The organism is Pseudomonas sp. PAGU 2196 (assembly GCF_022179005.1).
Taxonomy (GTDB): Bacteria; Pseudomonadota; Gammaproteobacteria; order Pseudomonadales; family Pseudomonadaceae; genus Aquipseudomonas; species Aquipseudomonas kermanshahensis.
Genome location: NZ_BNTL01000001.1, coordinates 46,155 through 72,981, shown reverse-complemented (window position 1 = coordinate 72,981; position 26,827 = coordinate 46,155). Strand labels below are relative to the sequence as shown.

Sequence of the window (26,827 nt, the reverse complement as noted above, 5' to 3'; positions counted from 1 at the left end):
AGGCATTAGGAATATCGATGTTCGACTACAAGCTGCTGGCCGCCCTTGCGGCGGTGATCGAGCAAGGCGGCTTCGAGCGTGCGGCGCAGGTGCTGGGGCTGTCGCAATCGGCCATTTCCCAGCGCATCAAGCTGCTCGAAGCACGGGTTGGCCAGCCGGTGCTGGTGCGGGCCACGCCACCGAGCCCGACCGAGGTCGGGCGCCAGTTGCTCAACCATGTGCAGCAGGTGCGTCTGCTCGAGCGCGACCTGCAACGCCAGGTGCCTGCGCTGGACGAGGAGGGCATGCCGGAGCGTTTGCGGATTGCCCTTAACGCCGACAGCCTGGCCACTTGGTGGGCGGGCGCGGTCGGCCGGTTCTGTGCCGAACAGAACGTGCTCACCGACCTGGTGGTGGAGGACCAGGAAGTTGGCCTTAAACGCATGCGTGCCGGTGAAGTGGCGGCCTGCCTGTGTGGCAGCGAGCGGCCAGTGGCTGGCGCGCGCAGCCTGCCGCTGGGCGCGATGCGCTACCGTGCACTGGCCAGCCCGGTGTTCATGGCGCGGCATTTCCCCCGTGGGTTCGAGGTCAAGCGCTTGGCTCGCACGCCCGCGATCGTGTACGGCCCGGACGACTTCCTGCAACACCGCTACCTGGCATCGCTGGGCATCGAGGACGGCTTCCTGCACCACTTGTGCCCCTCGTCCGAAGGGTTCCTGCGCATGACCGAGGCGGGGTTGGGCTGGGGGCTGGTGCCTGAATTGCAGGCGCGCGAACAACTGTCCAGCGGGCAATTGGTGGAAATATGCGCCGATACTCCCATCGATGTGCCGCTGTACTGGCATCATTGGCGCAATGGCGGGCAACTGCTCGCGCAACTGACCGATCACCTGCGGCACACGGCACGGCAATGGCTGGTGCCCTTGTAGCCACGGCCGGCGTCAGTTGCATCTGAAATCTGGCAAGGCGGAGTCTTACATGCGAATTCTGGTCACCGGCGCGAGCGGCTTCATCGGCGGGCGCTTTGCGCGCGTTGCCCTGGAGCAGGGCCTGGACGTGCGGGTCAGCGGCCGACGTGCCGAAGGTGTCGAGCACCTGGTCAAGCGCGGCGCGCAGTTCATCCCCGGCGACCTGGGCGATGCCGAGCTTGCCCGGCGCCTGTGCCAGGGCGTCGAAGCGGTGGTGCACTGCGCAGGCGCGGTGGGCAACTGGGGGCGCTACCAGGATTTTCACCAAGGCAACGTGGTGGTCACCGAAAACGTGGTCGAGGGTTGCCTGAAGGAACATGTGCGACGCCTGGTGCATCTGTCGTCGCCGTCGATCTACTTCAATGGCCGTTCGCGCCTGGACATCCGTGAGGACCAGGTGCCGCGCCGCTTTCACGATCACTATGCGCTGACCAAGCACCTGGCCGAGCAGAAGGTGTTCGGTGCCCAGGAGTTCGGCCTGGAAGTGCTGGCGCTGCGCCCGCGCTTCGTCACTGGGGCTGGGGATGCCAGTATTTTCCCGCGGCTGATGCAGATGCAACGCAAGGGCCGCGTGGCGATCATCGGCAACGGCCTGAACAAGGTCGACTTCACCAGCGTGCACAACCTCAACGAGGCGTTGCTCAGTGCCCTGTTCGCCGACGACCGCGCCCTGGGCCAAGCCTACAACATCAGCAATGGCCACCCGTTGCCACTGTGGGATGTGGTCAACTACGTGATGCGCCAGATGCAATTGCCGCAAGTGACCCGGTACCGCACCTACGGCCTGGCCTACAGCCTGGCGGCGCTCAACGAAGCGGCGTGCATGCTCTGGCCGGGGCGGCCGCAGCCCACCTTGTCGCGCATGGGCATGCAGGTGATGAGCCGCGATTTCACCCTGGACATCAGCCGCGCGCGGCAGTACCTGGACTACCAGCCCAAGGTCAGCCTGTGGACGGCCCTCGACGAATTCTGCGCCTGGTGGAAGCACCAGCCTGAAGGCCTGAAAGTCGGCTGATGCAACGATGGTCATCAACACGCCGCGCGAGCGGTTTATACTCGTGCCTCTTTGCGACTACTGCGGTTGAATGTACTCATGCGTAAGCCTGCTCACGACGATTACGATGATGTGCCTACCCTGAGGGCCGGCACGCCCGACGATGATGAACTGATACCCGCGCACGTGATGCGCAGCCGGCAGAAAGCCGAACGGGGGGCCAGTACGGCACCTTTGTGGGCGCTGTTGGTGGCGTCACTGATTGCCTTGGCGGGGTTGGGCTGGTGGAGCTTTCAGCAGATCTCGCTGATGGAACAGCAACTGGTGGCCACCCAGGAAAGCTTTGCGCGCATCAGCGAAGAAGCGGCGGGGCGCCTGCAGGCCATCAGCGGCAAAGTCGATGCCAGCGAGTCGACGACCAGCACCGGCAGTGAGGCGCTGAAGCTGCAGATCCGCCAACTGCAGGCCAGCCTGGCCGAGCAGGGCAAGCAGCAACAGGGTGTAGCGGGGCAGGCCGGTGACCTGGGCAAGCGCCTGGAGCAGGTGCTGGCCGATACCCGCGAACAGCAGAAAGCCGTGACCGAACTGCAGACCCAGTTGCAGGCGCAATTGAAGGCCGTGAATGGCGAGCTGGCGGCGCTGAAGTCAGGCCAGGTCGATGGCGGCAAGCTCGACGGGCAGCTCAAGAACCTGAGCGACGAAGTGGCAGCGCTGAAAAAGCAGGGTAACCCGAGTGCGGCGATCCAGAGCCTGGAGCAAGACATGCTGGTGTTGAAGAGCCAGGTCGACAATCGCCCGGCGGCGGCGTCGGGCGGTGCCTCGGTGCAGGAGTTCGATGCGTTCCGCGGGCAGACCACCCGCAGCATCAACACGCTACAGAGCCAGATCCAGAACCTGCAGCAGCAGATCAAAGCGCGCCCCTGAAGACCCCGCGTGCCCTGTAGGAGCAGCCTTGTGCTGCGAAGAGGCCAGTGTAGGCATGACCGTTACGTGCAAGCTTACACTGGCCTCTTCGCAGCACAAGGCTGCGCCTACCCGATCACATCCGTGGGTAGTCGATATACCCCACCGGCCCCTTGCTATAGAAGGTTTCCGGGTGTGCCTGGTTCAAGGGCGCATCCGCTGCCAGGCGCGCTGGCAGGTCCGGGTTGGCAATGAACGGCACACCGAACGCCACGGCATCCGCCTTGCCAGTAGCCAGCGCGGCATTGGCAGTGGCCTTGGTGAAGCGCTCGTTGACGATGTACGGGCCACCAAAGGCCTCTTTGATCAGCGTGCCGATGCTGTCGTCGGCTTCCTTCTCCCGCGAGCAGATGAAGGCGATGCCGCGCTTGCCCAGTTCGCGTGCCACGTAGGTGAAGGTTTCGGCACGGTCGGCGTCGCCCATGTCGTGTGAATCGGCACGCGGCGCCAGGTGCACGCCTACGCGGTTGGCCCCCCACACTTCAATGGCGGCGTCAGTGACTTCCAGCAGCAAGCGTGCGCGGTTTTCCAGCGAGCCACCGTAGCGGTCGGTGCGCTGGTTGGTGCTGCTTTGCAGGAACTGATCGAGCAGGTAGCCATTGGCACCGTGGATTTCCACACCATCGAAACCTGCGGCCTTGGCGTTTTCGGCGCCGCTGCGGTAGGCCTCGACGATGTCGACGATCTCTTCGGTTTCCAGCGCCCGCGGGGTCGGGTAGTCGCTGAGCGGGCGCACCAGGCTGACATGGCCCTTGGGCTGGATCGCGCTGGGGGCCACCGGCAGTTCGCCGTTCAGGTAGCTGGGGTGGGAAATGCGGCCCACATGCCACAGTTGCAGGAAAATGCGCCCGCCGGCGCCATGCACGGCCTTGGTGACATTGTTCCAGCCACGCACCTGTTCGTCGTTCCAGATGCCTGGGGTGTCTGGGTAGCCGACCCCCATCGCCGTGACCGACGTCGCCTCGCTGAGGATCAGCCCGGCGCTGGCGCGTTGCACGTAGTACTCGGCCATCAGTGCGTTGGGCACCCGGCCTTCATCGGCGCGGCAGCGGGTCAGCGGGGCCATGATGATGCGGTTGGGCAGTTGCAGGTCGCCCAGCGTGATCGGGTCGAAGAGCGTAGTCATGCGGTTTCCTTTTCAGAGCGCTTGGCTCAACTGTTCGAGGAAGGCCTGAATGGTCTCCTCATTGCGTTTGAAGAAGTGCCATTGGCCGATCTTCTGGCTGCTGATCAGGCCGGCGCGCTGCAAGATGGCCAGGTGAGCAGAAACGGTCGACTGCGACAGGCCGCAGCGTTGGTCGATCTGCCCGGCACAGACACCGTGTTCGGTGCTGTGGTGCTGGTCAGGAAACTGCGTTGCCGGGTCCTTCAGCCAGTCGAGGATTTCTCGCCGGACCGGGTGGGCCAGGGCTTTTATTATGTCGTCTAGATCGAGGGGCATGGGGTGTGGCTCATGGTGAAGCGGTCGATTGCGATAGGGGGAATGTAAATCGGTATTTCGCGATATACAAATATGAAGAGGTTCTGAGCTGAGCACCAATCGCTATATCGCGTTATGACGATATAGGCGTTGGCGGTGCTAGACTGACGCCATGAACTACCTCGCACACTTGCACCTCGGCGGCCCCGCGCCGCAGCAATTGCTCGGCAGCCTGTATGGCGATTTCGTCAAGGGCTCGCTGGAAGGGCGCTTTCCTCCGGCGCTGGAAGCCGCTATCCGGCTGCATCGGCATATCGACAGCTACACCGACCGTCACCCACTGGTGCTGGCCGCGCTGGCGCGGTTCCCGGTGCAGCGGCGGCGGTTTGCCGGCATTGTCCTGGATGTGTTTTTCGATCATTGCCTGGCGCGGCATTGGGCCGACTATGCCCAGCAGCCGTTGGCGCAGTTCACCGGTGATTTCTATCGGGTGCTGCTGGCGGAGCCTGAGTTGCCCGGGCGCCTGGCGCGCATTGCACCGTTCATGGCGGCCGATGACTGGCTGGGGGCGTATGGCGATTTTGCGACGCTGGAGCAGGTGTTCAACGGCATTGCGCGGCGGTTGTCGCGGCCGGAGGGGATGGCTGGCGTGATGCCTGAGTTGGAGCGGTTGTATGAGCCGCTGATGGCGGACTTTCGCGAGTTTTATCCGCAGTTGCAGGCGTTTGCGGCGGCGGGGCGTGTGTCTGGTTAATCTTCTGCTGCCTGCTCTGGCCTCTTCGCGGGCAAGTCGGACCGCGAAGAGGCCAGAGCAGGCAGAATCAAAGCTCAGGCAGCCCGAGCCTGCCGCCGTGGCACCACTGTTGCCTCTTCAACCCCAAACAGCGCCCCATGAATGGCCTGTTGCGCCTGCAATGCCAGCACCGCACGCTCCTTGCCAACACTGGCAATCGGCTGCAGCAGATGAATGCACACCTCGCCACGCGGCTGGGCAAACAGCCGCATCAGGTGCGACACCAAATCATCATCGCCAATGAACGGCGCAATCGGGTCAGCCTCGCCATTGCGCAGATACTGGATGGCCACCGGCTGCACCGGCACCGCCTGGTCGATGGCACCTGCCAGCAAACGACCGTGGAACGTGCGCACGTGGCGTCCATCGGTGGTGGTGCCTTCGGGGAAGATCAACAGCGGCCTGGCATCGCTCAGTTGCGCGCTGATCTGTTCGCGCAGCCGTTGGCTGTCGCCACCGCCGCGCCGGATGAACAGCGTGCCGGCCTTCTCTGCCAGCCACCCGGCGACAGGCCAGTGGCGCACCTCGGCTTTGGACAGGAACGACAACGGAAGCAGCATGCCGAGCAGCGGGATGTCGGCCCAGGAGACGTGGTTGCTGACCCACAGCATCGGCTGTTTGGGCAGCTTGCCTAACACCCTGACCTCGAAGGGCAAGGCCGCGACCAGGCGTTTCATGAACCAGCAGCTCCAGCGTTGCCGGCGCTCGATTGAAGCCGTCAGGCCTACGCGTTCGCCAAGGGCGATCACGCTGGCCATCAGCAGGCCGAGCAGCAGCACCAGCATCAGCCGTGTCAGGCGGGCGAGTACCCGCAGCTTCAGCATCAGACCGCCGCCTTGAAGTGGCGGGCGTAGCGTGGGCAGAGGTCGTCGCGCTTGAGCAGGATGAACACGTCGGCGACCTGGAAGTCCTCATCCCAGCACGGTTCGCCGCAAATCTTCGCGCCTAGGCGCATGTAGGCCTTGAGCAGCGGTGGCATTTCGGCGATGACATTGTTTGGCAGGGCCAGGTTCGGCAGCGGGTTTTTAGGCTCGGCGCGCAGGTGCTCGTTGCACAGGTAGCGTTCGCGCAGGCGCTGCATGACCGCATGGGCCTGCACGCCACCGTCCTGCATGGGGATGCTGGCGCACCCCATCAGGTAGCTGTAGCGCCCTTCGTTGAGCACTTCGGCCAGCTCGCCCCAGAGCACGGCGATGGTGCCGCCGTTGCGGTATTCGGCGGCCACGCAGGTGCGGCCCAGTTCAAGAATCGGCCCTTGCAACTGCAACAGGCCGTGCAGGCTGAACTCTTCTTCGCTGTAGAAGCGGCCAAGGCTGCTGGCAGCTTGGTGGTCGAGCAGCCGGGTGGTGGCGACCAGTTCGCCGGTGCTCAGGTCGCGCACGCCGATGTGGCGGCAGTGTGGGTCATAGTCATCCATGTCCAGACCGTGTTCGGCACCCTTGAGCTTGGCCTTGAATTCTGCGCTGAACACTTTATAGCGCAAGGCCTGGGCTTCCTGCAGGGCCGTGGCGCCGACCAGGCGTTCGGCTTGCAGACGGCGTTCAGTGCTGTTGTCGCCGGTGTGAGCGATCCGAGTCATTACGAGTCTCCATAAGCCAGCCATGAAGGGTTGCGGCCGGTCGGCTTTGTTGTGCAAAGTCAGCCTAGGTAGACGGGGTGTCACCCCTGTGAATCTTTGGTGATGCTTGCGTGACACCCGCCCTCAACCCCCGCAAGGAGCTGCGTCCGATGGCCTGGCTACAACGACTCAACGACCCGCTGCGCCAACCTGTGGCCGGCACCCTGGGCGAAACCTACGCCGCGCTGCTTGAGCGCCTTGGCCAGGTTGCCCCGTTCGAACTGGCGGTGCTCGGCGGGCGCGCGATGGCCACGCCGGGCCTGGCCTTTCTCGTCGGCTACCAGGCCGCCTTGCGCGTGCTCTGGCCCAGCGCGCCGTCCAGCCTCGGCGCCCTGTGCGCCACCGAGCGGCGCAGCGTGCGACCGGCGGACATGCGCACGCGTATCGACGGGTTGCGCCTGACCGGCAGCAAGGATTTCGTCACCGCCGGGCTTGAGGCGGAGTGGTTGCTGGTGGCGGCGCGCAGTGAAGCGGCAGGCGAGGCACCACGCTTGAACCTGGCGGTGGTGTACCCGGGCGAACCGGGGGTGACGTTGGAGGCGTTGCCGACCTTGCCGCTGATGCCCGAAGTCGGCCATGGCCGGTTGCACCTGGAGCAGGCGGCGTGCGAATTGCTGGCCGGAGATGGCTGGGACGCCTATGTCAAACCGTTCCGTTCGCTCGAAGACCTGTACGTACTTGCCGGTTTGACGGCTTGGCTATATGGCGTCGGCCAGGAGTGTGCGTGGCCACAGGCGTTGCGCTTGCGCCTGCTGAGTGTGTTGGCCGGGTGTGCAGAAGGCAGCCGTCAGTGTGCGGACAGTGTGGGTTGCCATTTGTTGCTGGCGGGGTTGTTTGCGCAGTTTCAGGCGCTGCACGCTGATATTGATGAGGCGTTGCTGGCTGGGCCCAAGCAGTGGGCGCAATTGTGGCAGCGTGATCAAGGGGTGATGGCGCTGGCTGCAGCAGCGCGGGAGAAGCGCCTGGCCAAGGCCTGGGCGGCTGCAGGATTGTCATGAAAGGCCGGCAGACTCGGGTGAACATTTGAATGTTGGGGCTGCAACGCAGCCCCATATTATGTGAGCTCAAGATGGAAAAGGTTCTGCTGGCCCTGCTGTGGCTTGTCATGTCCTCGGCCCGCGCCGAACACTGGCCAGCCCCCGACTGGCAAACCGACCCTGCCGCCCTCGACTGGCAAGCCGTCGACGCCTACGCCTTCCCCGCTGACCGCAGCATCCACACCAACGCCCTGCTGATCATCCGCGACGGCCGCATTCTCTATGAACGCTACACCCACCCCACAACCGCCCATACCACGCACCTCACCTGGTCCGTGAGCAAGAGCGTGCTGGCCACGGTGCTGGGTGTTGCCCAAGGCGAAGGCCGCTTCCAACTGCAGGACCCGGTCGCCCGCTTCTATCCACCCATGCAAACCCACCCGGACGTGCGCCTGGCCGACCTGCTGCACTGGGCCAGCGGCCTGGGCTGGCAGGAAGACTACGAGTACGCCCCGTTAAACTCCTCCGTGGTGGCCATGCTCTACACCCGCGGCCGTGGGGACATGGCGGCCTACACAGCGGCGCGGCCAGCGGCCCGCACACCAGGGCAGCATTTTCTGTATTCCAGCGGTGACAGCAACCTGCTGGCTGCAGCCTTACGCGGCATGCTCGATGCCGGGCAGTACCCCGACTACCCCTGGCAGGCGCTGTTCACGCCGCTGGGCATCCACAGCGCGGTGTGGGAGCGCGATGCTGCCGGTACCTATGTCGGTTCTTCGTACCTCTACCTCACTGCCCGGGACCTGGCGCGCATTGGCCTGCTGATGCAGCGCGAGGGGCGCTGGGGTGATCGGCAGCTGCTGCCTGCAACCTGGGTAGCCTTCAATCGCACACCCTTTGCACCGGCCGAGCCAGTGCCGGGCGAAGCCAACCCGGGTGGGCACTGGTGGCTCAACGATGCGCGGGCGTGGCCGGATGCCCCCGCGGACACCTACGCCGCGCTGGGCCATTGGGGCCAGGCGCTGTACGTGTTGCCTGGGCAAAAACTGGTGATTGTCCGCTATGCCGATGACCGCGACGGCACCTACCAGCATGACCAACTGCTCAAGCGTGTGTTGGCGGCGCTGGCCGGGGAGGGCGCATGAGGCGGGCGCTGCGGGTGCTTGTGGCGCTGCTTGCCGTGTCGCTGGGCTGGAGCGCGTGGCAGGCGCGCCAGGCGCTGGCGGATTTCCCGAGCATTCTCTCGGCCTATTCGGCCAAGGAGTATTGCTCGTGCCGCTTCGTCATGGGGTTCGACCCGGCCTACTGCAACGCCTACGTGAAACAGTGGCTGCCGCTGAGCCTGCTTGAAGAAAGCAGCGAGCAACGGCGCGTTACCGCCGAAGGCCTGGGCCGGCGTAACCAGGCTGCCTGGCTGGGCGTGCGCGAGGGCTGCCGCTTGCTGCCATGATGGCGGGCGGGTAAGGTTGCGGTCTTGTTTCACGAGATCTGTCATGTTCAAGTTGCCCCGTCTCCTGCCCGCATTATTGCTGGCCCTATGCCTTCCTGCCCACGCCAACTGGCACCTCGATGGCGAGTCATCACGCCTGTCGTTCATTACCGGCAAAAACGGTGATACGGCCGAAGTTCATCGCTTTCTGGTGCTGCATGGCACGGTGGACCGCAAGGGTGCGGCTGGCCTGCGTATCGAAATGGATTCGGTCAGCAGTGGCATCCCGCTGCGCGACGAGCGCATGCGTGACGGCCTGTTCGAGGTCGAGCAGTTCGCCGAGGCCACGGTGAAGGCACAGCTGGACCTGCGGCCGATCAACGACCTGGCCAACGGTGCGCAGATCGAACTGCGCCTGCCACTGACGGTGACGCTGCATGGCCAGTCCCACAGCTACAATGCCTTGCTGCTGGCCACACGGCTGGACGAGCGGCGCTTCCAGGTGGTGACCCTGGAGCCCTTGGTACTGCGCGCCGAGGATTTTGGCCTGGTGCCGGGGCTGGAGAGCTTGCGCAAGTTCGCTGGGCTCAAGTCCATCAACCCATCGGTACCGGTTAATGCGGTGCTGATCTTTACCGCCCGCTGACATGCCGGGGCCGGTCTTCCCCTGGCGGGATGGCAACCAGTTCGAACTGCTGATCGACGGCCCCGAGTTCTTCCCACGCATGCTCCAGGCGATCACGCGTGCCGAGTTCCAGGTCGACCTCGAACTGTATCTGGTCGAAGCGGGCGCGTGCGCCGATGCGGTGGTCGACGCGCTGGCACACGCTGCCCGGCGCGGTGTGCGGGTGCGCTGCCTGTTCGATGACTATGGTTCGCTGGCCTTCAACAGCGCCTTGCGCCAGCGGCTGCTTGAGGCCGGCGTGTACCTGCGCTGGTACAACCGCCTGCGCTGGAAGCGTGGCCTGCGTAACCTCTACCGCGATCACCGCAAGCTGCTGCTGGTGGACGAGCGCTGGGCGGCGGTGGGCGGCACGGGCGTCACCGATGAATTCTGGACGCCGGGCACCGCTACCAGCGAATGGCATGAGGTGATGGTGCAAATAGAAGGCCCTGTGGTCACCGACTGGCAACTGCTGTTCGACCGCCAATGGCACGCCAACAACCGCCGCACCGCCTGGCGGCCGGCTGAAGGCTTTGGCCTGCCACGCCTGCCCAAGGTGCCGGCACAAGGGCAGGGCATGGGCCGGGTAGCCTATGCCGACGCCCGTCAGCATCAGGACATCCTGCATGCGTTGGTGCGTGCGCTGAACAGCGGCAAGCAGCGGGTATGGCTGGCCACGCCGTATTTTCTGCCGACCTGGAGCGTGCGCCGCTCGTTGCGCCGCGCAGCCAGCAAGGGCCTGGACGTGCGCTTGTTGCTGACCGGGCCGCGTACCGACCACCCGTCGGTGCGCTATGCCGGGCATCGCTATTACCCACGTCTGTTGCGCGCCGGGGTGAAGATATTCGAGTACCAGCCGTGTTTCCTGCACCTGAAAATGGCCGTGGTGGACGACTGGGTCAGCGTCGGCTCGTGCAACTTTGACCACTGGAACCTGCGCTTCAACCTCGAGGCCAACATCGAGGCACTGGACCCGCCGCTGACCGCTGCCGTGGTGGCCAGTTTCGAGCGTGATTTCGCCTTGAGCGAAGAAGTCGACCTCGCTCACTGGCATGCCCGGCCACTGTGGCGACGGGTGAAACAGCGGGTGTGGGGGTGGCTCGACCGGCTGGTGGTCAACGTACTCGACCGCCGTGACTAAGAGCGACTATCGTGCAGTGACTGTTCACAGGCAATGGAAGGAGTGAATGTGATGACGGCGAAGAAGATTCTCATGCTGGTGGGTGATTACGTCGAAGATTACGAGGCGATGGTGCCGTTCCAGGCCCTGAGCATGGTGGGCCATACGGTGCATGCCGTGTGCCCCGAGAAGCTGGCAGGCCAGACCGTGCGCACTGCCATCCATGACTTTGAGGGTGAACAGACTTACAGCGAGAAGCCGGGGCATAACTTTGCCCTGAACTACGACTTTGTGCGCGTGCGTGCCGAAAGCTATGACGCCCTGCTGATCCCCGGTGGCCGTGCCCCTGAATACCTGCGCTTGGATGACAAAGTGCTGGACCTGGTCAGGGCGTTCAACGAGGCGGGCAAGCCGATTGCCGCAGTGTGCCATGGGGCTCAGTTGCTGGCAGCGGCTGGCGTATTGGAAGGGCGCGAGTGCAGTGCCTACCCGGCGTGTGCACCCGAGGTGCGCTTGGCGGGCGGCACGTTCATTGATATCGCGGTGGACCAGGCGCACGTGGATGGCAACCTGGTGACTGCGCCGGCGTGGCCTGCGCACCCGGCCTGGCTGGCGGCATTTTTGAAGGTGCTGGGGACTCGCATTTCCTGAACCGGCCCATTCGCGGGCAAGCCCGCTCCCACAGGGTAGCTGCTGTTCTTCAGTTCAGTAGAGCACCTGTGGGAGCGGGCTTGCCCGCGAAAGGGCCCGTACAGGAAGCACAGCTCGAACAGTTTTAGCCGACCTGCTCAACCCAGTCATTGAGGTTGTAGTAGTTGGTCACCCGGGCAATCTTGCCGCAGTGAATATAGAAAAACGCCCCCGCTGACAGCACATACGTCTGCCCATTGGCCGCAGGTAGCCCTTCGTCATCGGCGAGGTATTCGCCATGCACCGTGAACTCCGCCGCCGCCCGGCTGCCGTCGGCATTCTGCATCACCACGATATCGGCCAGGCGCTCGCGGTAGCAGCGGTTCATCTTGTCCATGAATGCGGCAAACCTGGCCTTGCCCATCTGCCGCTCGCCCTGGTTGATGTCGTGGATCACGTCCTCGCTGAGCAGGGCGAGAAAGCCTGGCATGTCACCGGCATTGAAGGCTGCGTAGTATGCATTTACCAGTTCGGTAGCGGTCATGGAACAATACCTGTCGTGTAGGGAAAAGGCGGAGCGTGGGTTCGGATGATAGGGTTTCCCCTCAAGCCCGGCTTAGCCGAGCGCGTCATCCACATCGACAAAACGACCGCCAAGCATGGAAATACGCCTGTTGCACGGCGCCGCTATCGCGCCTTACATCGATGACCTCGCTCGCCTGCGCCTGACCGTGTTCCGCGAGTTTCCCTACCTTTACGACGGCACGCCGGAGTATGAGGCCGACTACCTGTCTACTTACGCCCGCTCCGGGCGCAGCCTGGTGGTGCTGGCGCTGGACGCCGGCCGGGTGGTGGGTGCCGCCACCGGCCTGCCGCTGGTGGACGTTGCCGCCGAGTTCCAGCAACCGTTCCTGGCCCAAGGGCGTGACCCTGCCAGCGTGTACTACTTCGGTGAATCGGTCGTGTTGCCGGAGTACCGGGGCCAAGGCCTGGGCGTGCGCTTCTTTATCGAACGCGAGTCCTATGCCCACAAGCTCGCCGAATTCGACTATTGCGCCTTCTGTGCCGTCGAGCGCCCAGGCGTGCACCCCCGGCGGCCGGCCGATTACAAACCCTTGCAAGGGTTTTGGCGCAATCGAGGCTTTTTGCACGACCCCTCTTTGCGCACCACCTATGGCTGGCGCGACCTGGATGAGCAGGAAACGTCCGAAAAGATCATGTCGTTCTGGCTCAAGGAACTGCCGATATGATCCGTCTGGCGGCCTGCCAGTACGCCATCGAGCTGCACAAGACCTGGGATGCTTACGTCGACCACCTGCAGCGCTTGTGCGCCGAAGCCGTGCAAGATGGCGCCCAGTTGCTGCTGTTGCCGGAGTACGCGGGCCTGGTGCTCAGCGGGCTGCTACGCGAGGAGCAACGGGGTGACCTGAAGGGTTCCATCGCCGGTATCCAGCCGTTGATCGAACCCTGGAAGGCCTTGTGCGAGCGCATCGCCCGGCGCTGGGGTATCTATCTGCAACCCGGCAGCCTGCCGGTGCAGGACGGCGATGGCCGCTATCGCAACCGCGCCTGGCTGTTTGGCCCCGATGGTCTGCTGGGTTATCAGGACAAACTGATCATGACCCGCTTCGAGCGCGAGCAATGGGATATCGCGCCGGGCGAGGGACTGAAAGTATTCGAGACCAAGCTTGGCAAGCTGGGCATTCTGATCTGCTACGACAACGAGTTTCCGATGCTGGCCCGGCACTTGGCCGAAGCGGGCGCCGACCTGATTCTGGCCCCCAGTTGCACCGACACCGAAGCCGGTTACAACCGGGTGCGTATCGGCGCCCAGGCAAGGGCGCTGGAAAACCAGATTGCCGTGCTGCAGAGCCCGACGGTAGGGCTGGCGCCGTGGTCGCCAGCGCTGGATGAGAACATTGGGCGTGCGGGGTTGTTCGTACCGCCGGACCATGGGATGCCCGCGGATGGCGTGGTGGCGCTGAGTGATCAGCTCAACCCGGTCGGCAGCCAGTGGCTGATGTGTGAGGTGGACCTTGAGGCCGTAAGGCGGGTGAGGCAGGAGGGGCAGGTGTTTACCCGGCGCGACTGGCCAGAGCAGTTCGGGCGGATGCTGTAAATGAAAACGCCCGGCGGATGCCGGGCGTTTTCGATCAGGCCAGAGGTGAATTACTTCACTTCAACAGCCAGGCTTTCGGCAATCTTGCTCTGCCACAGCGCAGGGCCGGTGATGTGCACCGACTCACCGTTGCTGTCCACCGCGACGGTGACTGGCATGTCTTTCACGTCGAACTCGTAGATCGCTTCCATGCCCAGCTCGGCGAAGGCCAGGACCTTCGACTTGCGGATCGCCTGGGCTACCAGGTAAGCGGCGCCGCCAACGGCCATCAGGTACACGGCCTTGTTGTCTTTGATCGCTTCGATGGCAGTCGGGCCACGCTCGGACTTGCCGATCATGCCCAGCAGGCCAGTTTGCTCGAGGATCTGGCGGGTGAACTTGTCCATGCGGGTAGCGGTGGTCGGGCCGGCTGGGCCAACCACTTCGTCACCGACCGGGTCGACTGGGCCGACGTAGTAGATGAAGCGGCCTTTGAGGTCCACTGGCAGTTCTTCGCCACGGTTGAGCATCTCGACCATGCGCTTGTGAGCAGCGTCGCGGCCGGTGAGCATCTTGCCGTTGAGCAGGATGGTCTCGCCTGGCTTCCAGCTGGCGACTTCTTCCGGAGTGATGTCGTCGAGGTTGACGCGGCGGGCGCTTGGGCCGGCTTCCCAGACGATTTCTGGGTAGGCGTCCAGCGACGGCGCTTCCAGCTCGGCTGGGCCGGAGCCATCGAGCACGAAGTGCGCGTGACGGGTGGCAGCGCAGTTCGGGATCATGCACACCGGCAGCGAGGCTGCGTGGGTCGGGTAGTCCATGATCTTGACGTCCAGCACAGTGGTCAGGCCGCCCAGGCCTTGGGCACCGATGCCCAGCTGGTTGACCTTCTCGAACAGCTCCAGGCGGATCTCTTCGATGCGGTTTTGCGGGCCGCGGGCTTTCAGCTCATGGATGTCGATGGACTCCATCAACACTTCCTTGGCCATGACCGCAGCTTTCTCGGCGGTACCGCCGATGCCGATGCCGAGCATGCCAGGTGGGCACCAGCCAGCGCCCATGGTCGGAACGGTCTTCAGCACCCAGTCGACGATCGAGTCGGACGGGTTGAGCATGGCCATCTTCGACTTGTTTTCCGAGCCGCCGCCTTTGGCTGCGACATCGACTTCGACCTTGTCGCCAGGGACGATCGAGTAGTGGATGACGGCCGGGGTGTTGTCCTTGGTGTTTTTGCGGGCACCGGCCGGGTCGGCCAGGATCGAGGCGCGCAGGACGTTCTCAGGCAGGTTGTAGGCGCGACGCACACCTTCGTTGATCATGTCGTCGACGCTCAGGGTGGCGCCGTCCCAGCGCACGTCCATACCGACACGCACGAACACGGTGACGATACCGGTGTCCTGGCAGATCGGGCGGTGGCCAGTGGCGCACATGCGCGAGTTGATCAGGATCTGGGCGATGGAGTCGCGCGCGGCAGGCGACTCTTCACGCAGGTAGGCCTCGTGCATCGCCTGGATGAAATCGACGGGGTGGTAGTACGAGATGAATTGCAGGGCGTCGGCAACGCTCTGAATCAGGTCGTCTTGCTTGATCACGGTCATGCAGCGCGCTCCTCTTAAAGACGGGAACATTCGTAAAGGCCCTTCGACACTGCACACCTGTGTGTCGAAACGCCTGGCAAGGCGTCGGCAGGTCAGGCCGACGTAAAAAGGCGCGGCAGTATAGCGCGCCTCACCGTGCGAAACACCTGCGTGTGGTCTGGACCATGGTCGGCAGGGTGACGGGCATCCTTTTTGCTGCCAATCGCGGCTTGCCTTAGAGTGACGATGTGTACCCGGAGAATGATGACCATGCCTGAACTCTGTGTGGGCGAGCGCCGCTGGACGGTGCCCACCGGCAGCAACCTGCTCGATGCCTTGAACGCAGCGGGCTTGAATGTGCCCTACAGCTGCCGCGCAGGCAGTTGCCACGCCTGCCTGGTGCATTGCCTGGACGGGCAACCGGCGGATGCCTTGCCCGAGGCCTTGGCGCTGGACAAGCACGCACAGGGCTGGCGCCTGGCGTGCCAGTGCCGGGTGGTGGATGACCTGCGCGTGGCGGTGTTCGACCCGCTGCTCGAAGGCCTGCCCGCGACGGTGTGTGCACTGGACTGGTTTGGCGATGTGTTGCGCTTGCGCCTGCGGCCCGAGCGGGCGCTGCGCTACCAGGCCGGCCAGCATCTGGTGTTGTGGAACGGTGCGATCGCGCGGCCATATTCCTTGGCAAGCCTGCCGGGTGAGGATGATTTCCTCGAGTTTCATATCGACTGCCGGCGGCCAGGGGCGTTTTGTGACAGCGCTCGGGGCTTGCGGGTTGGTGATGAGCTGCGCCTGGGCGAGCTCAGGGGCGGGGCGTTGCACTACGACCCGGATTGGCAGGAGCGTCCGCTCTGGATGTTGGCGGCGGGTACCGGGCTTGCGCCATTGTGGGGCATCTTGCGTGAGGCTGTGCGGCAGGGGCATCGTGGCGAGATTCGGGTGCTGCATGTAGCGCGGGACAGTGCCGGGCATTATCTGGCTGAAGCGTTGCAGGGCAGGGTAGGTGTGACCGTCGAGCTGGTGCTGGCGGAGCAGATGGAGGAAGCGCTGGCGGGGTTGCGGATGGTGTCACGACAGACGGTGGCACTCGTATGCGGGGCGCCCGCGAGTGTCGAGCGTTTCGCCCGGCGCCTGTTCATTACTGGGGTGCCGAGAGGCCAGGTGTATGCGGATGCCTTTGTTGAACACGTTTGAACCCTTGAACGAAGCACCTTGGTCAATCGCGGGCAGTTCGCGATTGACCGTTTGCCTTGTGCTGGCGCTGATTGTCAGGGCGCTGTGAGGCAACGTAGCAGGAAACCTTTGCGGATCCAGCCTTGCTCCTCTTCCTTTTCCTCATTGTCCTCGCCGGTCACCAATGTGCTGCCGTCTGGTTGCAGTTCGCTGCTTAAAACCCAATCCATGCTCTTCCCTAGAGAAAACGACAGCCAGCCATTCTCCTGAAAACCACTGTCCGGTTGGCCGTTGGTCAAGAACCTGCCGACTAAAAGATCAGCTTGATTCCCGCCGGTGTTCCCTACGGTGATGATGGCCTGGTCGTTGAAGACGGCGACCGTTTTCCAGTAACCACCGGTGGCCAGTGAGGTAATGGTGAAGTCCGCCAACGGTTGGCCCTGATTATCGAAAGCGGCGATCACACCTTTTTGAGGTGCTTCGACGCCGGCACAGACGATGGCGTTCGAAGCGAGTTTGGCAATCGAGAAGAAGTTGCTATGAGAAGTCAGCTCGGTGAAGGCAAAGCCTTCGTTACCGAATGTCGAGTCATATTCACCGCTACTGTGCAGCCGGATGACACAGGCTATCTCGAGATCAGCAGTCTCAACCGACCCGCCCAGCAGAATGAATTCACCGTCCAGAAGCATCGCGCTCGTATAAGTAATGTATCCCCTGGGCGGGGTAAGCTGCTTGTAACCGGTGCCGTTGAAGGTCGTATCCAAGGCGCCGTCGGCGTTGAACCGCATGATCAGGGAGTGGGTATTGTTGAACTGAAAAGTGAGGTAAACCTTGTCGTTCGCCCCAAGTGCGTGCACCTGCGGTCCTCCCTCAGCAACTTCGATAGCACGGGGTGAGGATGGGACGTGTGTTTGGTCGTGCTTCAAAAGGTCTGTGGGCGTTTTGATCAAAATATGGCCACCCTCGCCGAATGAAGTGTCTAGCAAGCCGTCGCTGCTGAATCGAGCCAGAGCGGGTTGTAGTCCATTATGCAATCCGATCATGAGGATTTTTCCGTCGGAGAGCAGGTGAACACTGCGGCCAACGGCGGATAGCGGGGGGGCGAACTTGCCTTCGGTCAGCCCGTTGTTTTTACCAAAGTGTTGATCGAGCTTGCCTGTGTCATCCACACGAAAAATGACGTAATTGCCGCCCACACTCGTGCCAACGCAAATTCTGCCATTCCTGTTATCTGGGATTGAAGACGCGATTTGCTCAATCGACCGGTGTGGACGAGCGACGCCGTAGGCGCCGTAGTCAGGGTCCAGCACGTTCTGTTTTCGGGTTGTGCTCATTGCTTTTCACCTTTCGTGTTGAACAGTGTGAAGCCGTTGCGTCACTCAACGATCGCAGGCTGGGCGCCACGACGAAACTGGCAAAAATGCTAGGTAGCGGACATGAAAAAGCCCCGTGAGGGGACTCACGGGGCTTTTTGACTATGGGCGTGTAAGGCAATCAGACCAGCGGATCACCGACATGCAGGATCTTCATGCCGTTGGTTCCACCGATGGTGTGGTAGCTGTCGCCCTTGGTCAGGATCACCCAGTCACCTTGTTGCACCAAACCACGCTTGAGCAGTTCGTCGACCGCTGCCTGGCTCACCTTGTCGGCCGGCAGCGAGGCCGGGTCGAAGGCGATCGGGTAGACACCGCGGAACATCGAGACGCGAGCCTGGGTAGCGCGGTGCGGCGACAGGGCGAAGATCGGCACGTGCGAACGCAGGCGCGACATGATCAGCGGGGTGTAGCCACTCTCGGTGAGGGCGATGATCGCCTTGACGCCCGGGAAGTGGTTGGCGGTGTACATGGCCGCCAGGGCGATGCTTTCGTCGCAACGCTCGAAGGTGGTGTGCAGGCGGTGGCTGGACTTCTGGTTGGTCGGGTGCTTCTCGGCACCCTGGCAGATGCGCGCCATGGCCTGGACGGCTTCGATCGGGTAAGCGCCGGCGGCACTTTCGGCCGACAGCATCACCGCATCGGTATTGTCCAGCACGGCGTTGGCCACGTCGGACACTTCGGCGCGTGTCGGCATCGGGTTCTGGATCATCGACTCCATCATCTGGGTCGCCACGATCACCGCTTTGTTGTTGCGGCGGGCGTGCTGGATGATCTTCTTCTGGATGCCGATCAGCTCGGCGTCGCCGATTTCCACGCCTAGGTCGCCACGGGCAACCATGACGGCGTCGGAGGCGGCGATCAGCTTGTCGAGGGTTTCGTCGTCGGCAACGGCTTCGGCACGCTCGATCTTGGCCACCAGCCACGCGCTGCCGCCGGCCTCGTCACGCAGCTTGCGGGCGTATTCCATGTCGCTGGCGTCACGTGGGAACGATACGGCCAGGTAGTCCAGGTCCATTTCCGCGGCCAGCTTGATGTCGGCCTTGTCTTTTTCGGTCAGGGCCGGTGCGGTCAGGCCGCCACCTTTGCGGTTGATGCCTTTGTGGTCCGACAGCGGGCCACCGATGATCACTACGCAGTGCAGTGCATCAGCAGTGGCGGTCTCGACGCGCATGACCACACGGCCGTCGTCGAGCAGCAGTTCGTCACCAACGCCGCAGTCCTTGACCAGGTCGGGATAGTCGATACCGACGATGTCCTGGTTGCCTTCGGTCAGCGGGTGGGCGGTGGAGAAGGTGAACTTGTCACCGATCTTCAGTTCGATGCGCTTGTTGCTGAACTTGGCGATGCGGATCTTCGGACCTTGCAGGTCGCCCAGCAATGCGACGTGGCGGCCGTTCTTGGCCGCGATTTCACGGATCAGGCGAGCGCGCGCCTTGTGCTCGTCCGGCGTGCCGTGGGAGAAGTTCAGACGTGCCACGTCCAGGCCGGCAAGGATCAGTTGTTCGATCACTTCCGGCGAGTTGCTGGCGGGGCCAAGGGTGGCGACGATTTTGGTACGGCGGATGGTCATGCACAGACTCCTATAGTGAAGCGCAGCGAAAGGCTACTCCTGAATCTCGCTGTAGTCATTGTTCCGTTGCACTACCTGCGACCAAGGCAGGGTAGCGTTTGAACGGTCAGGGCATCCTTGCAAAAGGGTGTGAAGATTTATGGGCAAAGGCCGATACACTGGCATCAAAGGAGACCCCTCATGCGAGCCCTGATCGTTTTAGCCTTGGCGGCCAGCGCCGTCGGCTGCACCCGCTGGTCCATGGACCACCACTTGAACAATGCCTACCGTGCCTACGACCGCGGTGATTGCCAGCGGGTGATGCTGGAGCTTTCGCAGGTCGACCGCACCAGCCGCTCGCGACCGTTCGTCCACCCCGAGGTGTCGCTGCTGCGTGGCCAGTGCCTGGAACGCCAGAAGCTGTTCGTGGACGCTGCGCAGACCTACGAGTACATGATCCGTGCCTACCCAGGCAACGAATACGCGTACCGCGCCCAGGCCCGGCTGCAGACCCTCGAGAAGCTTGGCCATTACCGTGGCGCCGAGGCTGCCGTGGCCAACCCGGTGCAGACCACCCCTTGGCGTTAACACCAAGGTGTGATTTATTTCACGGGATTAACCGCGCGCGCTGCGCTAATCTGTAACTCAGTTGTTACAACAACCGCCAGTACCGCGCATTCCTGGCACCGGGTACGGACTGCACTTGTGATCATCTTCAACAAGCGGCATATCGAACGCCATCAGTTGCCCTGCGTTCTCAAGGTCTTCAACCGTTTTACCGATCAGCCGATCGGCCAGCTGGGTAATGCCTCAGTAGACGGTTTGATGCTCATCAGCCAACTGCCGGTGCTGGTCGGGCCGGATTACGAGCTGCAACTGCGTTTGCCGCTGGCCGGTGGCGGGTATCAGTTCATCAACCTTACCGCCAGTTGCCTGTGGTGCCGCGAAGACCAGACGCCCGGCCATTACGACTCCGGCTTCATGTTGCTGCAGGCGCCCCGCGAGTACGACGAGTTCGTTCGCTCTCTGCACGACTATTTCAGTTTCCGCCCCGCCAACGCTTCCGCTAGAGCCGAGTAGGCTAGAATCGGGTCGACCTCGATACAGGACGACCCCGTGAGCTCCAGCATTTTCTGGCACGACTACGAAACCACTGGCATCAACCCGCGCTGCGACCGGCCGCTGCAGGTGGCCGGTGTGCGCACCGACTTCGACCTCAACGAAATCGAAGAACCGATCAGCCTCTATTGCCGCCCCTCGGACGACATCCTGCCGCACCCGGCTGCTTGCCTGGTCACCGGCATCACCCCGCAACAGCTGGAAACCCAAGGGCTGTGCGAAGCCGAATTCATGACCCGGGTGCACGCGCAACTGGCGCGCCCAGGCACCTGTGGCGCTGGCTACAACACCCTGCGCTTTGACGATGAAGTGACGCGCTACAGCCTTTACCGCAACTTTTTCGACCCTTACGCCCGTGAGTGGCAGGGCGGCAACAGCCGCTGGGACCTGATCGACATCGTGCGCACGGCCTACGCCTTGCGCCCTGAAGGCATCGAGTGGCCGCAGCAGGATGGCCGTACCAGCCTGCGTCTGGAGCTGCTCAGCAAAGCCAATGGCATCGACCATGGCCATGCCCACGAGGCACTTTCCGACGTGCGGGCCACGATTGCCCTGGCGCGCTTGATCCGGCAAAAACAGCCGAAATTGTATGAGTGGCTGTTTCAGCTACGCAGTAAACAAAAAGTGATGGAACAGGTCCGTTTGTTGCAGCCGCTGGTACATATTTCGGGACGTTTTTCGGCGGCCCGTAATTACCTGGGTGTGGTCCTGCCGCTGGCGTGGCACCCGCGCAATCGCAATGCCCTGATTGTCTGCGACCTGCATCAGGAAACCCTACCGTTATTGCGGGAAAGTCCTGAAGTTCTTCGTCAGCGCTTGTATACCCGCCACGAAGAATTGGCCGAGGGCGAATTACCCGTTCCGCTTAAATTGGTGCAGATCAATCGTTGCCCAGTGCTGGCGCCACTCTCGGTATTGCGCCCGGCCGATCAACAACGGTTGGGCATCGACTTGACGTTGTTACAATCGCGTGGCGAACAGCTGGCCAATCAACAAGCACAATGGCAAGACAAGCTGGAACACATCTACGGCAAGGATGATTTCACGCCGAGTGAAGATCCTGAACAACAGTTGTATGACGGTTTTCTGGGCGACCGTGATCGGCGTTTGTGTGAGCAAGTTCGCACGCTGGAACCCGCGCAATTGGGCCAGGGGCACTGGATGTTCGATGACCCGCGCATGCCTGAACTGTTGTTCCGTTATCGGGCTCGCAACTTCCCTGAGACCTTGAACAGTGAAGAGCGTCAGCGTTGGTATGGCTTCTGCCAGCAACGCCTGAGCGACCCGCAGTGGGGCGCGCCGAATACCCTGGGTGATTTCGAGCAGGCGCGGCAGCGTGCCTGGGAAGGCGCCGACGAGGCGGGCCGGCGGGTTCTGGATGCGTGGCAGGAACACGCGCGAAAACTGCAGGCACAATTTGCAATTGCGCAGTGAATGGAAAAACAAAAACGCCGGCATTGAGCCGGCGTTTTTTTGTTGCGCTAAGCAACGTTGAGCGTGCGAACAATCAGTCCAGCAGGGTCGCCCAGCTTTCAACCACGTCACCACCCCACTTGGCTTTCCATTCTTTCAGGGTTTTGTGGTTGCCGCCTTTGGTTTCGATCACTTCACCATTGTGCGGGTTCTTGTATTGCTTGACCTTGCGCGCACGCTTAGTGGCGGTAGGCTTGACCGCGCCGCGAGGCGCTTTGCTCAGTTTCGACTCTGGGTCGAGCAGGGCAATCACATCACGCAGCGACTTGGAGTACTCGCCCATCAGCGTGCGCAGTTTGCCTTCGAACTCCAGCTCTTGCTTCAGCTTGTCGTCTTGCGACAGGTTGGCCAGGCGGGCTTGAAGTTCCTTGATGGCTTCTTCGGTGGCGCGGTACTCGTTAATCAGGGACATGGAGAGTTCCTTTAATGCGTGTTCAGAAATGTGTGGGCCAATAATAGACAGGCGATACTCGCAAGTAAACATACAAATGGGCCATTAACTGTTAATTAAGCTGTGACAACATTTCTCTGCGTGAACAAAAATTTACATTAACCCTGGGTTTTGTCATGCCGCTGAACAGGGCCACGTCTTGTGTACCTGGCGGTGAGCACAACGCACGCGGTGCGATCCATACTGCGTTTTTCCTGGCGGGCCGCTAGAATGAGCGCCTTTGCGAAGTTCTGGAGTCTCATTCATGCGCACCTATCGTCTGGTGATCGCCTGCCCCGACCGTGTTGGCATCGTGGCGAAAGTCAGTAATTTCCTGGCCTTGTACAATGGCTGGATCAACGAAGCCAGCCACCACTCCGATGAACAGAGTGGTTGGTTCTTCATGCGTCATGAAATCCGTGCCGAATCCCTGCCATTCGGTATCGAGGCATTCCGCGAGGCGTTCGCGCCCATCGCCGAAGAGTTCTCCATGACCTGGCGTGTAACCGACTCGGCGCAAAAGAAGCGCGTGGTGTTGATGGCCAGCCGCGAATCCCACTGCCTGGCCGACCTGCTGCACCGCTGGCACACCGATGAGCTGGATTGCGATATCCCCTGCGTTATCTCCAACCACAACGACCTGCGCAGCATGGTCGAGTGGCACGGCATTCCGTTCTTCCATGTACCGGTCGACCCCAAGGACAAGGCGCCAGCCTTCGCCGAAGTGTCGCGCCTGGTCCAGGAGCACGCGGCCGACGTAGTAGTGCTGGCTCGCTACATGCAAATCCTGCCGCCGCAGCTGTGCCAGGACTACGCTGAAAAAGTGATCAACATCCACCACAGCTTCCTGCCATCCTTCGTCGGTGCCAAGCCTTACCATCAAGCGGCCCTGCGCGGCGTGAAGCTGATCGGTGCGACGTGCCACTACGTGACCGAAGAGCTGGATGCCGGCCCGATCATCGAGCAGGACGTGGTACGTGTCAGCCATGCCGACAGTATTGAAGACATGGTCCGCTTCGGCCGTGATGTCGAGAAGATGGTGCTGGCCCGCGGCCTGCGTTATCACCTGGAAGACCGCGTGCTGGTGCACGGCAACAAGACCGTGGTGTTCGACTGATACCGAGCCGGTCTGCTTCGCAGCCCATCGCCGGCAAGCCGGCTCCCACAGGTGCGGCGCTAGCCTTGGAGGCTACACCGTTCGGGTGGGAGCCGGCTTGCCGGCGATGGGGCGCAAAGCGCCCCCTCAATCGCGAGGAAACGCTCATGCCAGATCCACGTGACAAAGCTGGCGCCTCACCACCGCCAACCCTCGGCGAGGGCTGCCTGGCCCGCTATGACCCCGAGGCCCTGAGTGACGCCGACGGCACCGACTTCCCCGGTGCAGCCGAACTCTGGCAGCAACTCAACCCGCCTGACGCCGCCAACGCTCCAGCAGCGGGCGTGCCAGCAGGCAAGCGAACACCGGCCCACCCGCCAGCAGATAAAAGTAGTAAGTGACCGCGCGCCAGATAACGATCGCTGCCGCCGCTGTCGAACTGCCCACCAAGGGTGTGAGCAGGCTTGCCGAGGTCAATTCGGCGGCACCTGCGCCACCCGGCAACAGGCTGAACTGGCCGGCGCTGAGCGAGAGCATCTGCACCAGGAAGCTGGGGATCCACGACAGCTCCACACCCAACCCCTTCAGCACTAGGTACAGCACGCTGTAACGCAGGCCCCAATGCGCGCAGGTCAGGGTGAAGACCAGTGCCAGCGTGCGCTTGGGCAGGCGCCAGGTTTGTGCCAGGGCGTCGATGAAGTGCAGCAGCTTGCGCGCCCAGCGGCGTTTACGCCCCGCAGACATCCCCAGGCGCTGTAACAGGCGACCGTTCAAGCGCATCAGCCCACGCCGGTAGCGCAGCAACCCCAGCACTACGACCAATGCCGCACACAGCAACAGTGCGCTGCCCAGCAACATGCTTTGCTGGCTGTGCCCCAGGCGGTGGAACAACGCATAGCCGGCAATCGCCAGCATCGCGCAGAAGAAAAACAGCAAGTCGTTCAACTGGTCCATGGCGAATACCGCGCCGCTGCGCGCCGGGCCAATGCGATCGCGCGCCAGCAAGGCCATCAGGGTCAGCGGGCCGCCGCTGCCGCCAGGGGTGGTACAGATGGCGAACTCGGTGGCCATGACCACGCCGAGGCTGCGCAGGTAACGCAGTTGTGCGCCTTGCTGGCCGAGCAGCAGGCGCAGGCGAATGGCGTTGATCACCCAGCACAGCACGATCATGCCCAGTAGCATCAGTAACAGGCCGGGATCGAAGCGTTGCAGCCGGGGCAGCAGTTCGCTGCCGCCCAGCAGTGTCGGTACCAGCACGGCGCCCAGCAGGGCCAGGCCTAGCCAGCCCAGGCGATTCATGCGCTGGCCTGGCGGTCCAGCCAGGCGGACTTGGTCAACGGCTCGCGGCCCTCTGCCAGCAGCGTCTGCAGGGTGTGTAGCCAGTAGTCGCGTGATACGCGGTGGCGCATGTCCACCGGGTGCAGGCCGAGGCGCAGGGTCTGCGCGCCACGCCAGCGTTGGCATTGCCAGTCGCAAAGTACCTTCGACACCCTTCGGCGCCAGGCGCTGCGTGCGCTCCACACCAGGCCGGGGGCCTCGATGGCGGTGAACTCAGGCAGGCGGTACAGGTGCTGCGGTGTGCTGGTGTAGCGCAGCGGCAATTGGCGCAGGGCCTGGCGCGTGCCTTCGCTCATCAGCCAGGCGGGGGCGACGAAGCCGGCAACCGGCCAGGCTTGCCGCTCGAACACCGACAGGCCTTGCTCCAGGCGTGCCAGCGCCTGACGGTGATCCAGCCCATAGAATTCGCCTTCATGGGTATAGATGCGGCGCATGAAAAACGCCCCGGGGCTGCGCGGTGGCGCGCCGTCGTCAGCATGGTAGTAGCCATGCAGCGCCAGCTCATCACCCATTGCCAGGCGCCGGTCGAGCAGGCGGCAGAACGTGGGCGAGCGGTGCAGGGGGTTGCGGTGGTGAAAGTCTGGCACCACCAGCCAGGTCATGGGCACACCGCCGATCTTGTCGACGGCTTCGACGAAGGGTTGGTAGTCGGGCCAGGTCTCGGGCGCGATATCGTGCAGCACCAGCATCAGGCTGCGTGCTGCGCTGCCGGTTTCAGCCATGGGCCCGCGCCTGCGGTTGGTGGCCGAGCACGGCCTGGTAATGCTGCAGCAGGCCGGCGACTACGTTGTCCCATGAATAGTGTTGCTCGACATGGCGGCGGGCTTGGGTGCCTAGGGTACGCACGCCCTCTTCGAACACCTGGCGCACCGCCTGCGCCATCGCCGCCCCGTCATTGGCCTGGCACAGCCGCCCGCATTGTTCGTTGACGATTTCGCCAAAGGCACCGGCACGCACCGCCACCACTGGCGTCGCGCTGGCCATGGCTTCGAGAATGACCAGGCCGAAGGTTTCCTGGTCGCCGGCATGCACCAGCAGGTCGGCACTGGCCATCAGCCTGGCGACCTCCTGCGGCGGGCAGAAGTAGTCGATCACGCTGACGTTCTGCGGCACATTCACAGGCATGTTGGAGCCCACTAGCAACAGGTGGTAGGGCCGCCCCAGGCGCTGCATGCAGTCGAGCAGTACCGGCAGGTTCTTTTCCCGCGAGCCACGGCCGGCGTAGATCAGCAGGCGGCTGGTGTCGGCAATCCCAAGTTCCGCGCGCAGGTGCGGGTCGCGGTGGTCGGGGTTGAAGGTGGCCAGGTCTACACCCAGGCGCTGCACATGCACATCGCGTATGCCCAGCCGGCGCAGTTTGTCGGCCATCACCTGGCTGGGGGCCAGCACCCGGTCGAAGTTGCCGTACAGCTTGCTGACATAGGCTTCGACATTGGGCGTGAACCAATTGCCCATGCGGTTGCTGACCAGCAGCGGCAGGTCGGAATGGTAGAAGCCAATCACCGGCACATCGAGCTGGCGGCGTGCCTCCAGGGCAGCCCAAGCGGTCAGGTACGGGTCGCCGACTTCGATCAGGTCGGGTTTGAGGCTGCGCAGCACATTGCACCAAGGCGCCAGGCGCACCGGGAAGCGGTAGCCATTGCCAAAGGGCAGGGGAGGGGCCGGCACCTGGTAGATGCCATCGGTGTGTTGTGCGCTGGCGCCGGGGATCAACAAGCTGTGGCGCACGCCTTGGATGGCATCGAGGCGGCGGTGTTTGGCATCAAGATAGGTACGTACGCCACCACTGGCGGGGGCGTAGAACATGGTGATGTCGGCAATGTGCACGATCAGCATCCCTCCGGGATCGTCTTCGGGTCTGTCATCCGGCCGTAATGGGCCGGCGATGACGCGCCTAAAGGTTGACCTACCAGAAGGATAGTTTGTTCGATCGAGGTTGGGCTGGTTGCTGCGGGCTTGTAGGCGCAGCCTTTTGCTGCGAAGAGGTCGGCACGGACGCTACAGCTTTGTGGGCTGAGCTGGCCTCTTCGCAGCGCAAGGCTGCGCCTA

The 26,827-nt window shown here is 63.0% G+C and carries 29 protein-coding genes; 17 read left to right on the top strand and 12 right to left on the bottom strand.

Translation table 11 applies throughout. From position 1 onward, the window contains the following. The first annotated feature begins 11 nt into the window (after positions 1-11). The 3 genes from MFF34_RS00345 (at position 12) to MFF34_RS00335 (ending at position 2,865) form a co-directional block, all read left to right on the top strand. Positions 12-908 carry a LysR family transcriptional regulator ArgP gene (locus MFF34_RS00345; protein ID WP_172960427.1) on the top strand — a complete coding sequence of 299 codons (897 nt, stop codon included), beginning with the start codon at positions 12-14 and terminating at the stop codon, positions 906-908. A gap of 49 nt (positions 909-957) precedes the next feature. Further along, positions 958-1,962, top strand: a complete 1,005-nt coding sequence (locus MFF34_RS00340) for an NAD(P)-dependent oxidoreductase (RefSeq protein WP_238209484.1) — start codon at positions 958-960, stop codon at positions 1,960-1,962. 78 nt (positions 1,963-2,040) lie between these two features. Next, the gene (locus MFF34_RS00335; RefSeq protein WP_238209482.1) at positions 2,041-2,865 is read left to right on the top strand and encodes an ATPase; all 825 of its coding nucleotides are present in this window, start codon (positions 2,041-2,043) and stop codon (positions 2,863-2,865) included. 115 nt (positions 2,866-2,980) lie between these two features. On the opposite strand, the gene MFF34_RS00330 is transcribed toward MFF34_RS00335, so the two are convergent. Both MFF34_RS00330 and MFF34_RS00325 read right to left on the bottom strand, forming a co-directional pair. Beyond that, positions 2,981-4,030, bottom strand: a complete 1,050-nt coding sequence (locus MFF34_RS00330) for an alkene reductase (RefSeq protein ID WP_099430349.1) — start codon at positions 4,028-4,030, stop codon at positions 2,981-2,983. Between the two features lie 12 nt (positions 4,031-4,042). Then, on the bottom strand, positions 4,043-4,345 hold the full coding sequence (locus tag MFF34_RS00325) for a helix-turn-helix transcriptional regulator (protein WP_099430348.1): 303 nt from the start codon (positions 4,343-4,345) through the stop codon (positions 4,043-4,045). 151 nt (positions 4,346-4,496) lie between these two features. Between MFF34_RS00325 and MFF34_RS00320 the strand changes: the two genes are divergently transcribed. After that, a complete protein-coding gene (locus MFF34_RS00320) occupies positions 4,497-5,078 on the top strand; it encodes an ACP phosphodiesterase (RefSeq protein WP_186677676.1) in 582 nt (193 codons plus the stop codon). Positions 5,079-5,152: 74 nt separating this feature from the next. Here the strand turns inward: MFF34_RS00320 and MFF34_RS00315 are convergent, their stop codons facing one another. Both MFF34_RS00315 and olsB read right to left on the bottom strand, forming a co-directional pair. After that, complete coding sequence (locus MFF34_RS00315) at positions 5,153-5,941, bottom strand: 1-acyl-sn-glycerol-3-phosphate acyltransferase (protein ID WP_238209480.1); 789 nt, start codon at positions 5,939-5,941, stop codon at positions 5,153-5,155. Continuing rightward, positions 5,941-6,696, bottom strand: coding sequence for an L-ornithine N(alpha)-acyltransferase (gene olsB / locus MFF34_RS00310; RefSeq protein ID WP_186677671.1), 756 nt, complete (start codon positions 6,694-6,696; stop codon positions 5,941-5,943). Before olsB ends, MFF34_RS00315 begins: the two co-directional genes overlap by 1 nt. A gap of 149 nt (positions 6,697-6,845) precedes the next feature. Here olsB and MFF34_RS00305 point away from each other — a divergent pair, with 149 nt between their 5' ends. The 6 genes from MFF34_RS00305 to MFF34_RS00280 all read left to right on the top strand — a co-directional run bounded on the left by MFF34_RS00305 (position 6,846) and on the right by MFF34_RS00280 (position 11,576). After that, positions 6,846-7,733, top strand: coding sequence for an acyl-CoA dehydrogenase family protein (locus tag MFF34_RS00305; protein ID WP_238209473.1), 888 nt, complete (start codon positions 6,846-6,848; stop codon positions 7,731-7,733). 71 nt (positions 7,734-7,804) lie between these two features. Beyond that, a complete protein-coding gene (locus MFF34_RS00300) occupies positions 7,805-8,857 on the top strand; it encodes a serine hydrolase (protein WP_238209471.1) in 1,053 nt (350 codons plus the stop codon). Beyond that, positions 8,854-9,162, top strand: a complete 309-nt coding sequence (locus tag MFF34_RS00295) for an amidase (protein WP_238209469.1) — start codon at positions 8,854-8,856, stop codon at positions 9,160-9,162. The genes MFF34_RS00300 and MFF34_RS00295 overlap by 4 nt, the downstream gene beginning before the upstream one ends. 43 nt (positions 9,163-9,205) lie before the next feature. After that, complete coding sequence (locus tag MFF34_RS00290) at positions 9,206-9,787, top strand: YceI family protein (RefSeq protein WP_099430342.1); 582 nt, start codon at positions 9,206-9,208, stop codon at positions 9,785-9,787. Between the two features lies 1 nt (position 9,788). Continuing rightward, positions 9,789-10,946: a phosphatidylserine/phosphatidylglycerophosphate/cardiolipin synthase family protein gene (locus MFF34_RS00285; RefSeq protein WP_027594065.1), complete on the top strand. Its 1,158-nt coding sequence runs from the start codon at positions 9,789-9,791 to the stop codon at positions 10,944-10,946. A gap of 48 nt (positions 10,947-10,994) precedes the next feature. Continuing rightward, positions 10,995-11,576, top strand: coding sequence for a DJ-1/PfpI family protein (locus tag MFF34_RS00280; protein ID WP_172960384.1), 582 nt, complete (start codon positions 10,995-10,997; stop codon positions 11,574-11,576). Positions 11,577-11,700: 124 nt separating this feature from the next. Here MFF34_RS00280 and MFF34_RS00275 read toward each other — a convergent pair whose 3' ends face one another. Continuing rightward, the gene (locus tag MFF34_RS00275; protein ID WP_027594067.1) at positions 11,701-12,099 is read right to left on the bottom strand and encodes a nuclear transport factor 2 family protein; all 399 of its coding nucleotides are present in this window, start codon (positions 12,097-12,099) and stop codon (positions 11,701-11,703) included. Between the two features lie 115 nt (positions 12,100-12,214). Here MFF34_RS00275 and MFF34_RS00270 point away from each other — a divergent pair, with 115 nt between their 5' ends. After that, positions 12,215-12,805: a GNAT family N-acetyltransferase gene (locus tag MFF34_RS00270; protein ID WP_027594068.1), complete on the top strand. Its 591-nt coding sequence runs from the start codon at positions 12,215-12,217 to the stop codon at positions 12,803-12,805. Beyond that, positions 12,802-13,674, top strand: a complete 873-nt coding sequence (locus MFF34_RS00265; RefSeq protein ID WP_238209467.1) for a carbon-nitrogen hydrolase family protein — start codon at positions 12,802-12,804, stop codon at positions 13,672-13,674. Before MFF34_RS00270 ends, MFF34_RS00265 begins: the two co-directional genes overlap by 4 nt. Before the next feature lie 50 nt (positions 13,675-13,724). Here MFF34_RS00265 and MFF34_RS00260 read toward each other — a convergent pair whose 3' ends face one another. Further along, positions 13,725-15,248, bottom strand: coding sequence for a fumarate hydratase (locus MFF34_RS00260; protein WP_027594070.1), 1,524 nt, complete (start codon positions 15,246-15,248; stop codon positions 13,725-13,727). A 249-nt stretch (positions 15,249-15,497) separates the two neighbouring features. On the opposite strand from MFF34_RS00260, the gene MFF34_RS00255 reads away from it, so the two are divergent. Then, positions 15,498-16,418: an iron-sulfur-binding ferredoxin reductase gene (locus MFF34_RS00255; protein WP_238209465.1), complete on the top strand. Its 921-nt coding sequence runs from the start codon at positions 15,498-15,500 to the stop codon at positions 16,416-16,418. 74 nt (positions 16,419-16,492) lie between these two features. On the opposite strand, the gene MFF34_RS00250 is transcribed toward MFF34_RS00255, so the two are convergent. Next, positions 16,493-17,731: a delta-60 repeat domain-containing protein gene (locus MFF34_RS00250; protein WP_238209456.1), complete on the bottom strand. Its 1,239-nt coding sequence runs from the start codon at positions 17,729-17,731 to the stop codon at positions 16,493-16,495. A 160-nt stretch (positions 17,732-17,891) separates the two neighbouring features. Then, a complete protein-coding gene (gene pyk, locus MFF34_RS00245; protein ID WP_027594073.1) occupies positions 17,892-19,343 on the bottom strand; it encodes a pyruvate kinase in 1,452 nt (483 codons plus the stop codon). A 180-nt stretch (positions 19,344-19,523) separates the two neighbouring features. On the opposite strand from pyk, the gene MFF34_RS00240 reads away from it, so the two are divergent. The 3 genes from MFF34_RS00240 (at position 19,524) to sbcB (ending at position 21,875) form a co-directional block, all read left to right on the top strand. Further along, positions 19,524-19,910 carry a tol-pal system YbgF family protein gene (locus MFF34_RS00240; RefSeq protein WP_238209454.1) on the top strand — a complete coding sequence of 129 codons (387 nt, stop codon included), beginning with the start codon at positions 19,524-19,526 and terminating at the stop codon, positions 19,908-19,910. A gap of 123 nt (positions 19,911-20,033) precedes the next feature. Further along, complete coding sequence (locus tag MFF34_RS00235; protein ID WP_027594075.1) at positions 20,034-20,402, top strand: PilZ domain-containing protein; 369 nt, start codon at positions 20,034-20,036, stop codon at positions 20,400-20,402. Between the two features lie 36 nt (positions 20,403-20,438). Then, positions 20,439-21,875, top strand: a complete 1,437-nt coding sequence (gene sbcB / locus MFF34_RS00230; RefSeq protein ID WP_238209452.1) for an exodeoxyribonuclease I — start codon at positions 20,439-20,441, stop codon at positions 21,873-21,875. 73 nt (positions 21,876-21,948) lie between these two features. On the opposite strand, the gene mvaT is transcribed toward sbcB, so the two are convergent. After that, positions 21,949-22,326 (bottom strand): histone-like nucleoid-structuring protein MvaT, encoded by a 378-nt coding sequence (mvaT, locus tag MFF34_RS00225; RefSeq protein WP_027594077.1) that lies wholly within the window; start codon positions 22,324-22,326, stop codon positions 21,949-21,951. A gap of 283 nt (positions 22,327-22,609) precedes the next feature. Here mvaT and purU point away from each other — a divergent pair, with 283 nt between their 5' ends. Then, positions 22,610-23,461: a formyltetrahydrofolate deformylase gene (purU, locus tag MFF34_RS00220; protein WP_027594078.1), complete on the top strand. Its 852-nt coding sequence runs from the start codon at positions 22,610-22,612 to the stop codon at positions 23,459-23,461. A gap of 285 nt (positions 23,462-23,746) precedes the next feature. On the opposite strand, the gene MFF34_RS00210 is transcribed toward purU, so the two are convergent. From MFF34_RS00210 to MFF34_RS00200, 3 genes are read right to left on the bottom strand one after another with little or no spacing between them, the layout of a single operon-like run. Then, positions 23,747-24,739 (bottom strand): lysylphosphatidylglycerol synthase transmembrane domain-containing protein, encoded by a 993-nt coding sequence (locus MFF34_RS00210; RefSeq protein ID WP_027594079.1) that lies wholly within the window; start codon positions 24,737-24,739, stop codon positions 23,747-23,749. Next, a complete protein-coding gene (locus MFF34_RS00205) occupies positions 24,736-25,500 on the bottom strand; it encodes a DUF2334 domain-containing protein (protein WP_238209448.1) in 765 nt (254 codons plus the stop codon). Before MFF34_RS00205 ends, MFF34_RS00210 begins: the two co-directional genes overlap by 4 nt. Next, positions 25,493-26,614, bottom strand: a complete 1,122-nt coding sequence (locus MFF34_RS00200; RefSeq protein ID WP_238209446.1) for a glycosyltransferase family 1 protein — start codon at positions 26,612-26,614, stop codon at positions 25,493-25,495. The genes MFF34_RS00205 and MFF34_RS00200 overlap by 8 nt, the downstream gene beginning before the upstream one ends. Between the last annotated feature and the right edge of the window lie 213 nt (positions 26,615-26,827).

Bases quoted from the DNA above. Each gene is read 5' to 3' on its own strand.
- MFF34_RS00325 (WP_099430348.1), bottom strand. From the start codon at position 4,345: ATGCCCCTCGATCTAGACGACATAATAAAAGCCCTGGCCCACCCGGTC.
- purU (WP_027594078.1), top strand. From the start codon at position 22,610: ATGCGCACCTATCGTCTGGTGATCGCCTGCCCCGACCGTGTTGGCATC.
- MFF34_RS00240 (WP_238209454.1), top strand. From the start codon at position 19,524: ATGCGAGCCCTGATCGTTTTAGCCTTGGCGGCCAGCGCCGTCGGCTGC.
- MFF34_RS00275 (WP_027594067.1), bottom strand. From the start codon at position 12,099: ATGACCGCTACCGAACTGGTAAATGCATACTACGCAGCCTTCAATGCC.
- mvaT (WP_027594077.1), bottom strand. From the start codon at position 22,326: ATGTCCCTGATTAACGAGTACCGCGCCACCGAAGAAGCCATCAAGGAA.
- MFF34_RS00260 (WP_027594070.1), bottom strand. From the start codon at position 15,248: ATGACCGTGATCAAGCAAGACGACCTGATTCAGAGCGTTGCCGACGCC.
- MFF34_RS00335 (WP_238209482.1), top strand. From the start codon at position 2,041: ATGCGTAAGCCTGCTCACGACGATTACGATGATGTGCCTACCCTGAGG.
- MFF34_RS00200 (WP_238209446.1), bottom strand. From the start codon at position 26,614: ATGCTGATCGTGCACATTGCCGACATCACCATGTTCTACGCCCCCGCC.
- MFF34_RS00300 (WP_238209471.1), top strand. From the start codon at position 7,805: ATGGAAAAGGTTCTGCTGGCCCTGCTGTGGCTTGTCATGTCCTCGGCC.
- MFF34_RS00295 (WP_238209469.1), top strand. From the start codon at position 8,854: ATGAGGCGGGCGCTGCGGGTGCTTGTGGCGCTGCTTGCCGTGTCGCTG.
- MFF34_RS00255 (WP_238209465.1), top strand. From the start codon at position 15,498: ATGCCTGAACTCTGTGTGGGCGAGCGCCGCTGGACGGTGCCCACCGGC.
- pyk (WP_027594073.1), bottom strand. From the start codon at position 19,343: ATGACCATCCGCCGTACCAAAATCGTCGCCACCCTTGGCCCCGCCAGC.
- MFF34_RS00340 (WP_238209484.1), top strand. From the start codon at position 958: ATGCGAATTCTGGTCACCGGCGCGAGCGGCTTCATCGGCGGGCGCTTT.
- MFF34_RS00285 (WP_027594065.1), top strand. From the start codon at position 9,789: ATGCCGGGGCCGGTCTTCCCCTGGCGGGATGGCAACCAGTTCGAACTG.
- MFF34_RS00250 (WP_238209456.1), bottom strand. From the start codon at position 17,731: ATGAGCACAACCCGAAAACAGAACGTGCTGGACCCTGACTACGGCGCC.
- MFF34_RS00315 (WP_238209480.1), bottom strand. From the start codon at position 5,941: ATGCTGAAGCTGCGGGTACTCGCCCGCCTGACACGGCTGATGCTGGTG.
- MFF34_RS00210 (WP_027594079.1), bottom strand. From the start codon at position 24,739: ATGAATCGCCTGGGCTGGCTAGGCCTGGCCCTGCTGGGCGCCGTGCTG.
- MFF34_RS00270 (WP_027594068.1), top strand. From the start codon at position 12,215: ATGGAAATACGCCTGTTGCACGGCGCCGCTATCGCGCCTTACATCGAT.
- MFF34_RS00330 (WP_099430349.1), bottom strand. From the start codon at position 4,030: ATGACTACGCTCTTCGACCCGATCACGCTGGGCGACCTGCAACTGCCC.
- olsB (WP_186677671.1), bottom strand. From the start codon at position 6,696: ATGACTCGGATCGCTCACACCGGCGACAACAGCACTGAACGCCGTCTG.
- MFF34_RS00290 (WP_099430342.1), top strand. From the start codon at position 9,206: ATGTTCAAGTTGCCCCGTCTCCTGCCCGCATTATTGCTGGCCCTATGC.
- MFF34_RS00205 (WP_238209448.1), bottom strand. From the start codon at position 25,500: ATGGCTGAAACCGGCAGCGCAGCACGCAGCCTGATGCTGGTGCTGCAC.
- MFF34_RS00305 (WP_238209473.1), top strand. From the start codon at position 6,846: ATGGCCTGGCTACAACGACTCAACGACCCGCTGCGCCAACCTGTGGCC.
- MFF34_RS00265 (WP_238209467.1), top strand. From the start codon at position 12,802: ATGATCCGTCTGGCGGCCTGCCAGTACGCCATCGAGCTGCACAAGACC.
- MFF34_RS00320 (WP_186677676.1), top strand. From the start codon at position 4,497: ATGAACTACCTCGCACACTTGCACCTCGGCGGCCCCGCGCCGCAGCAA.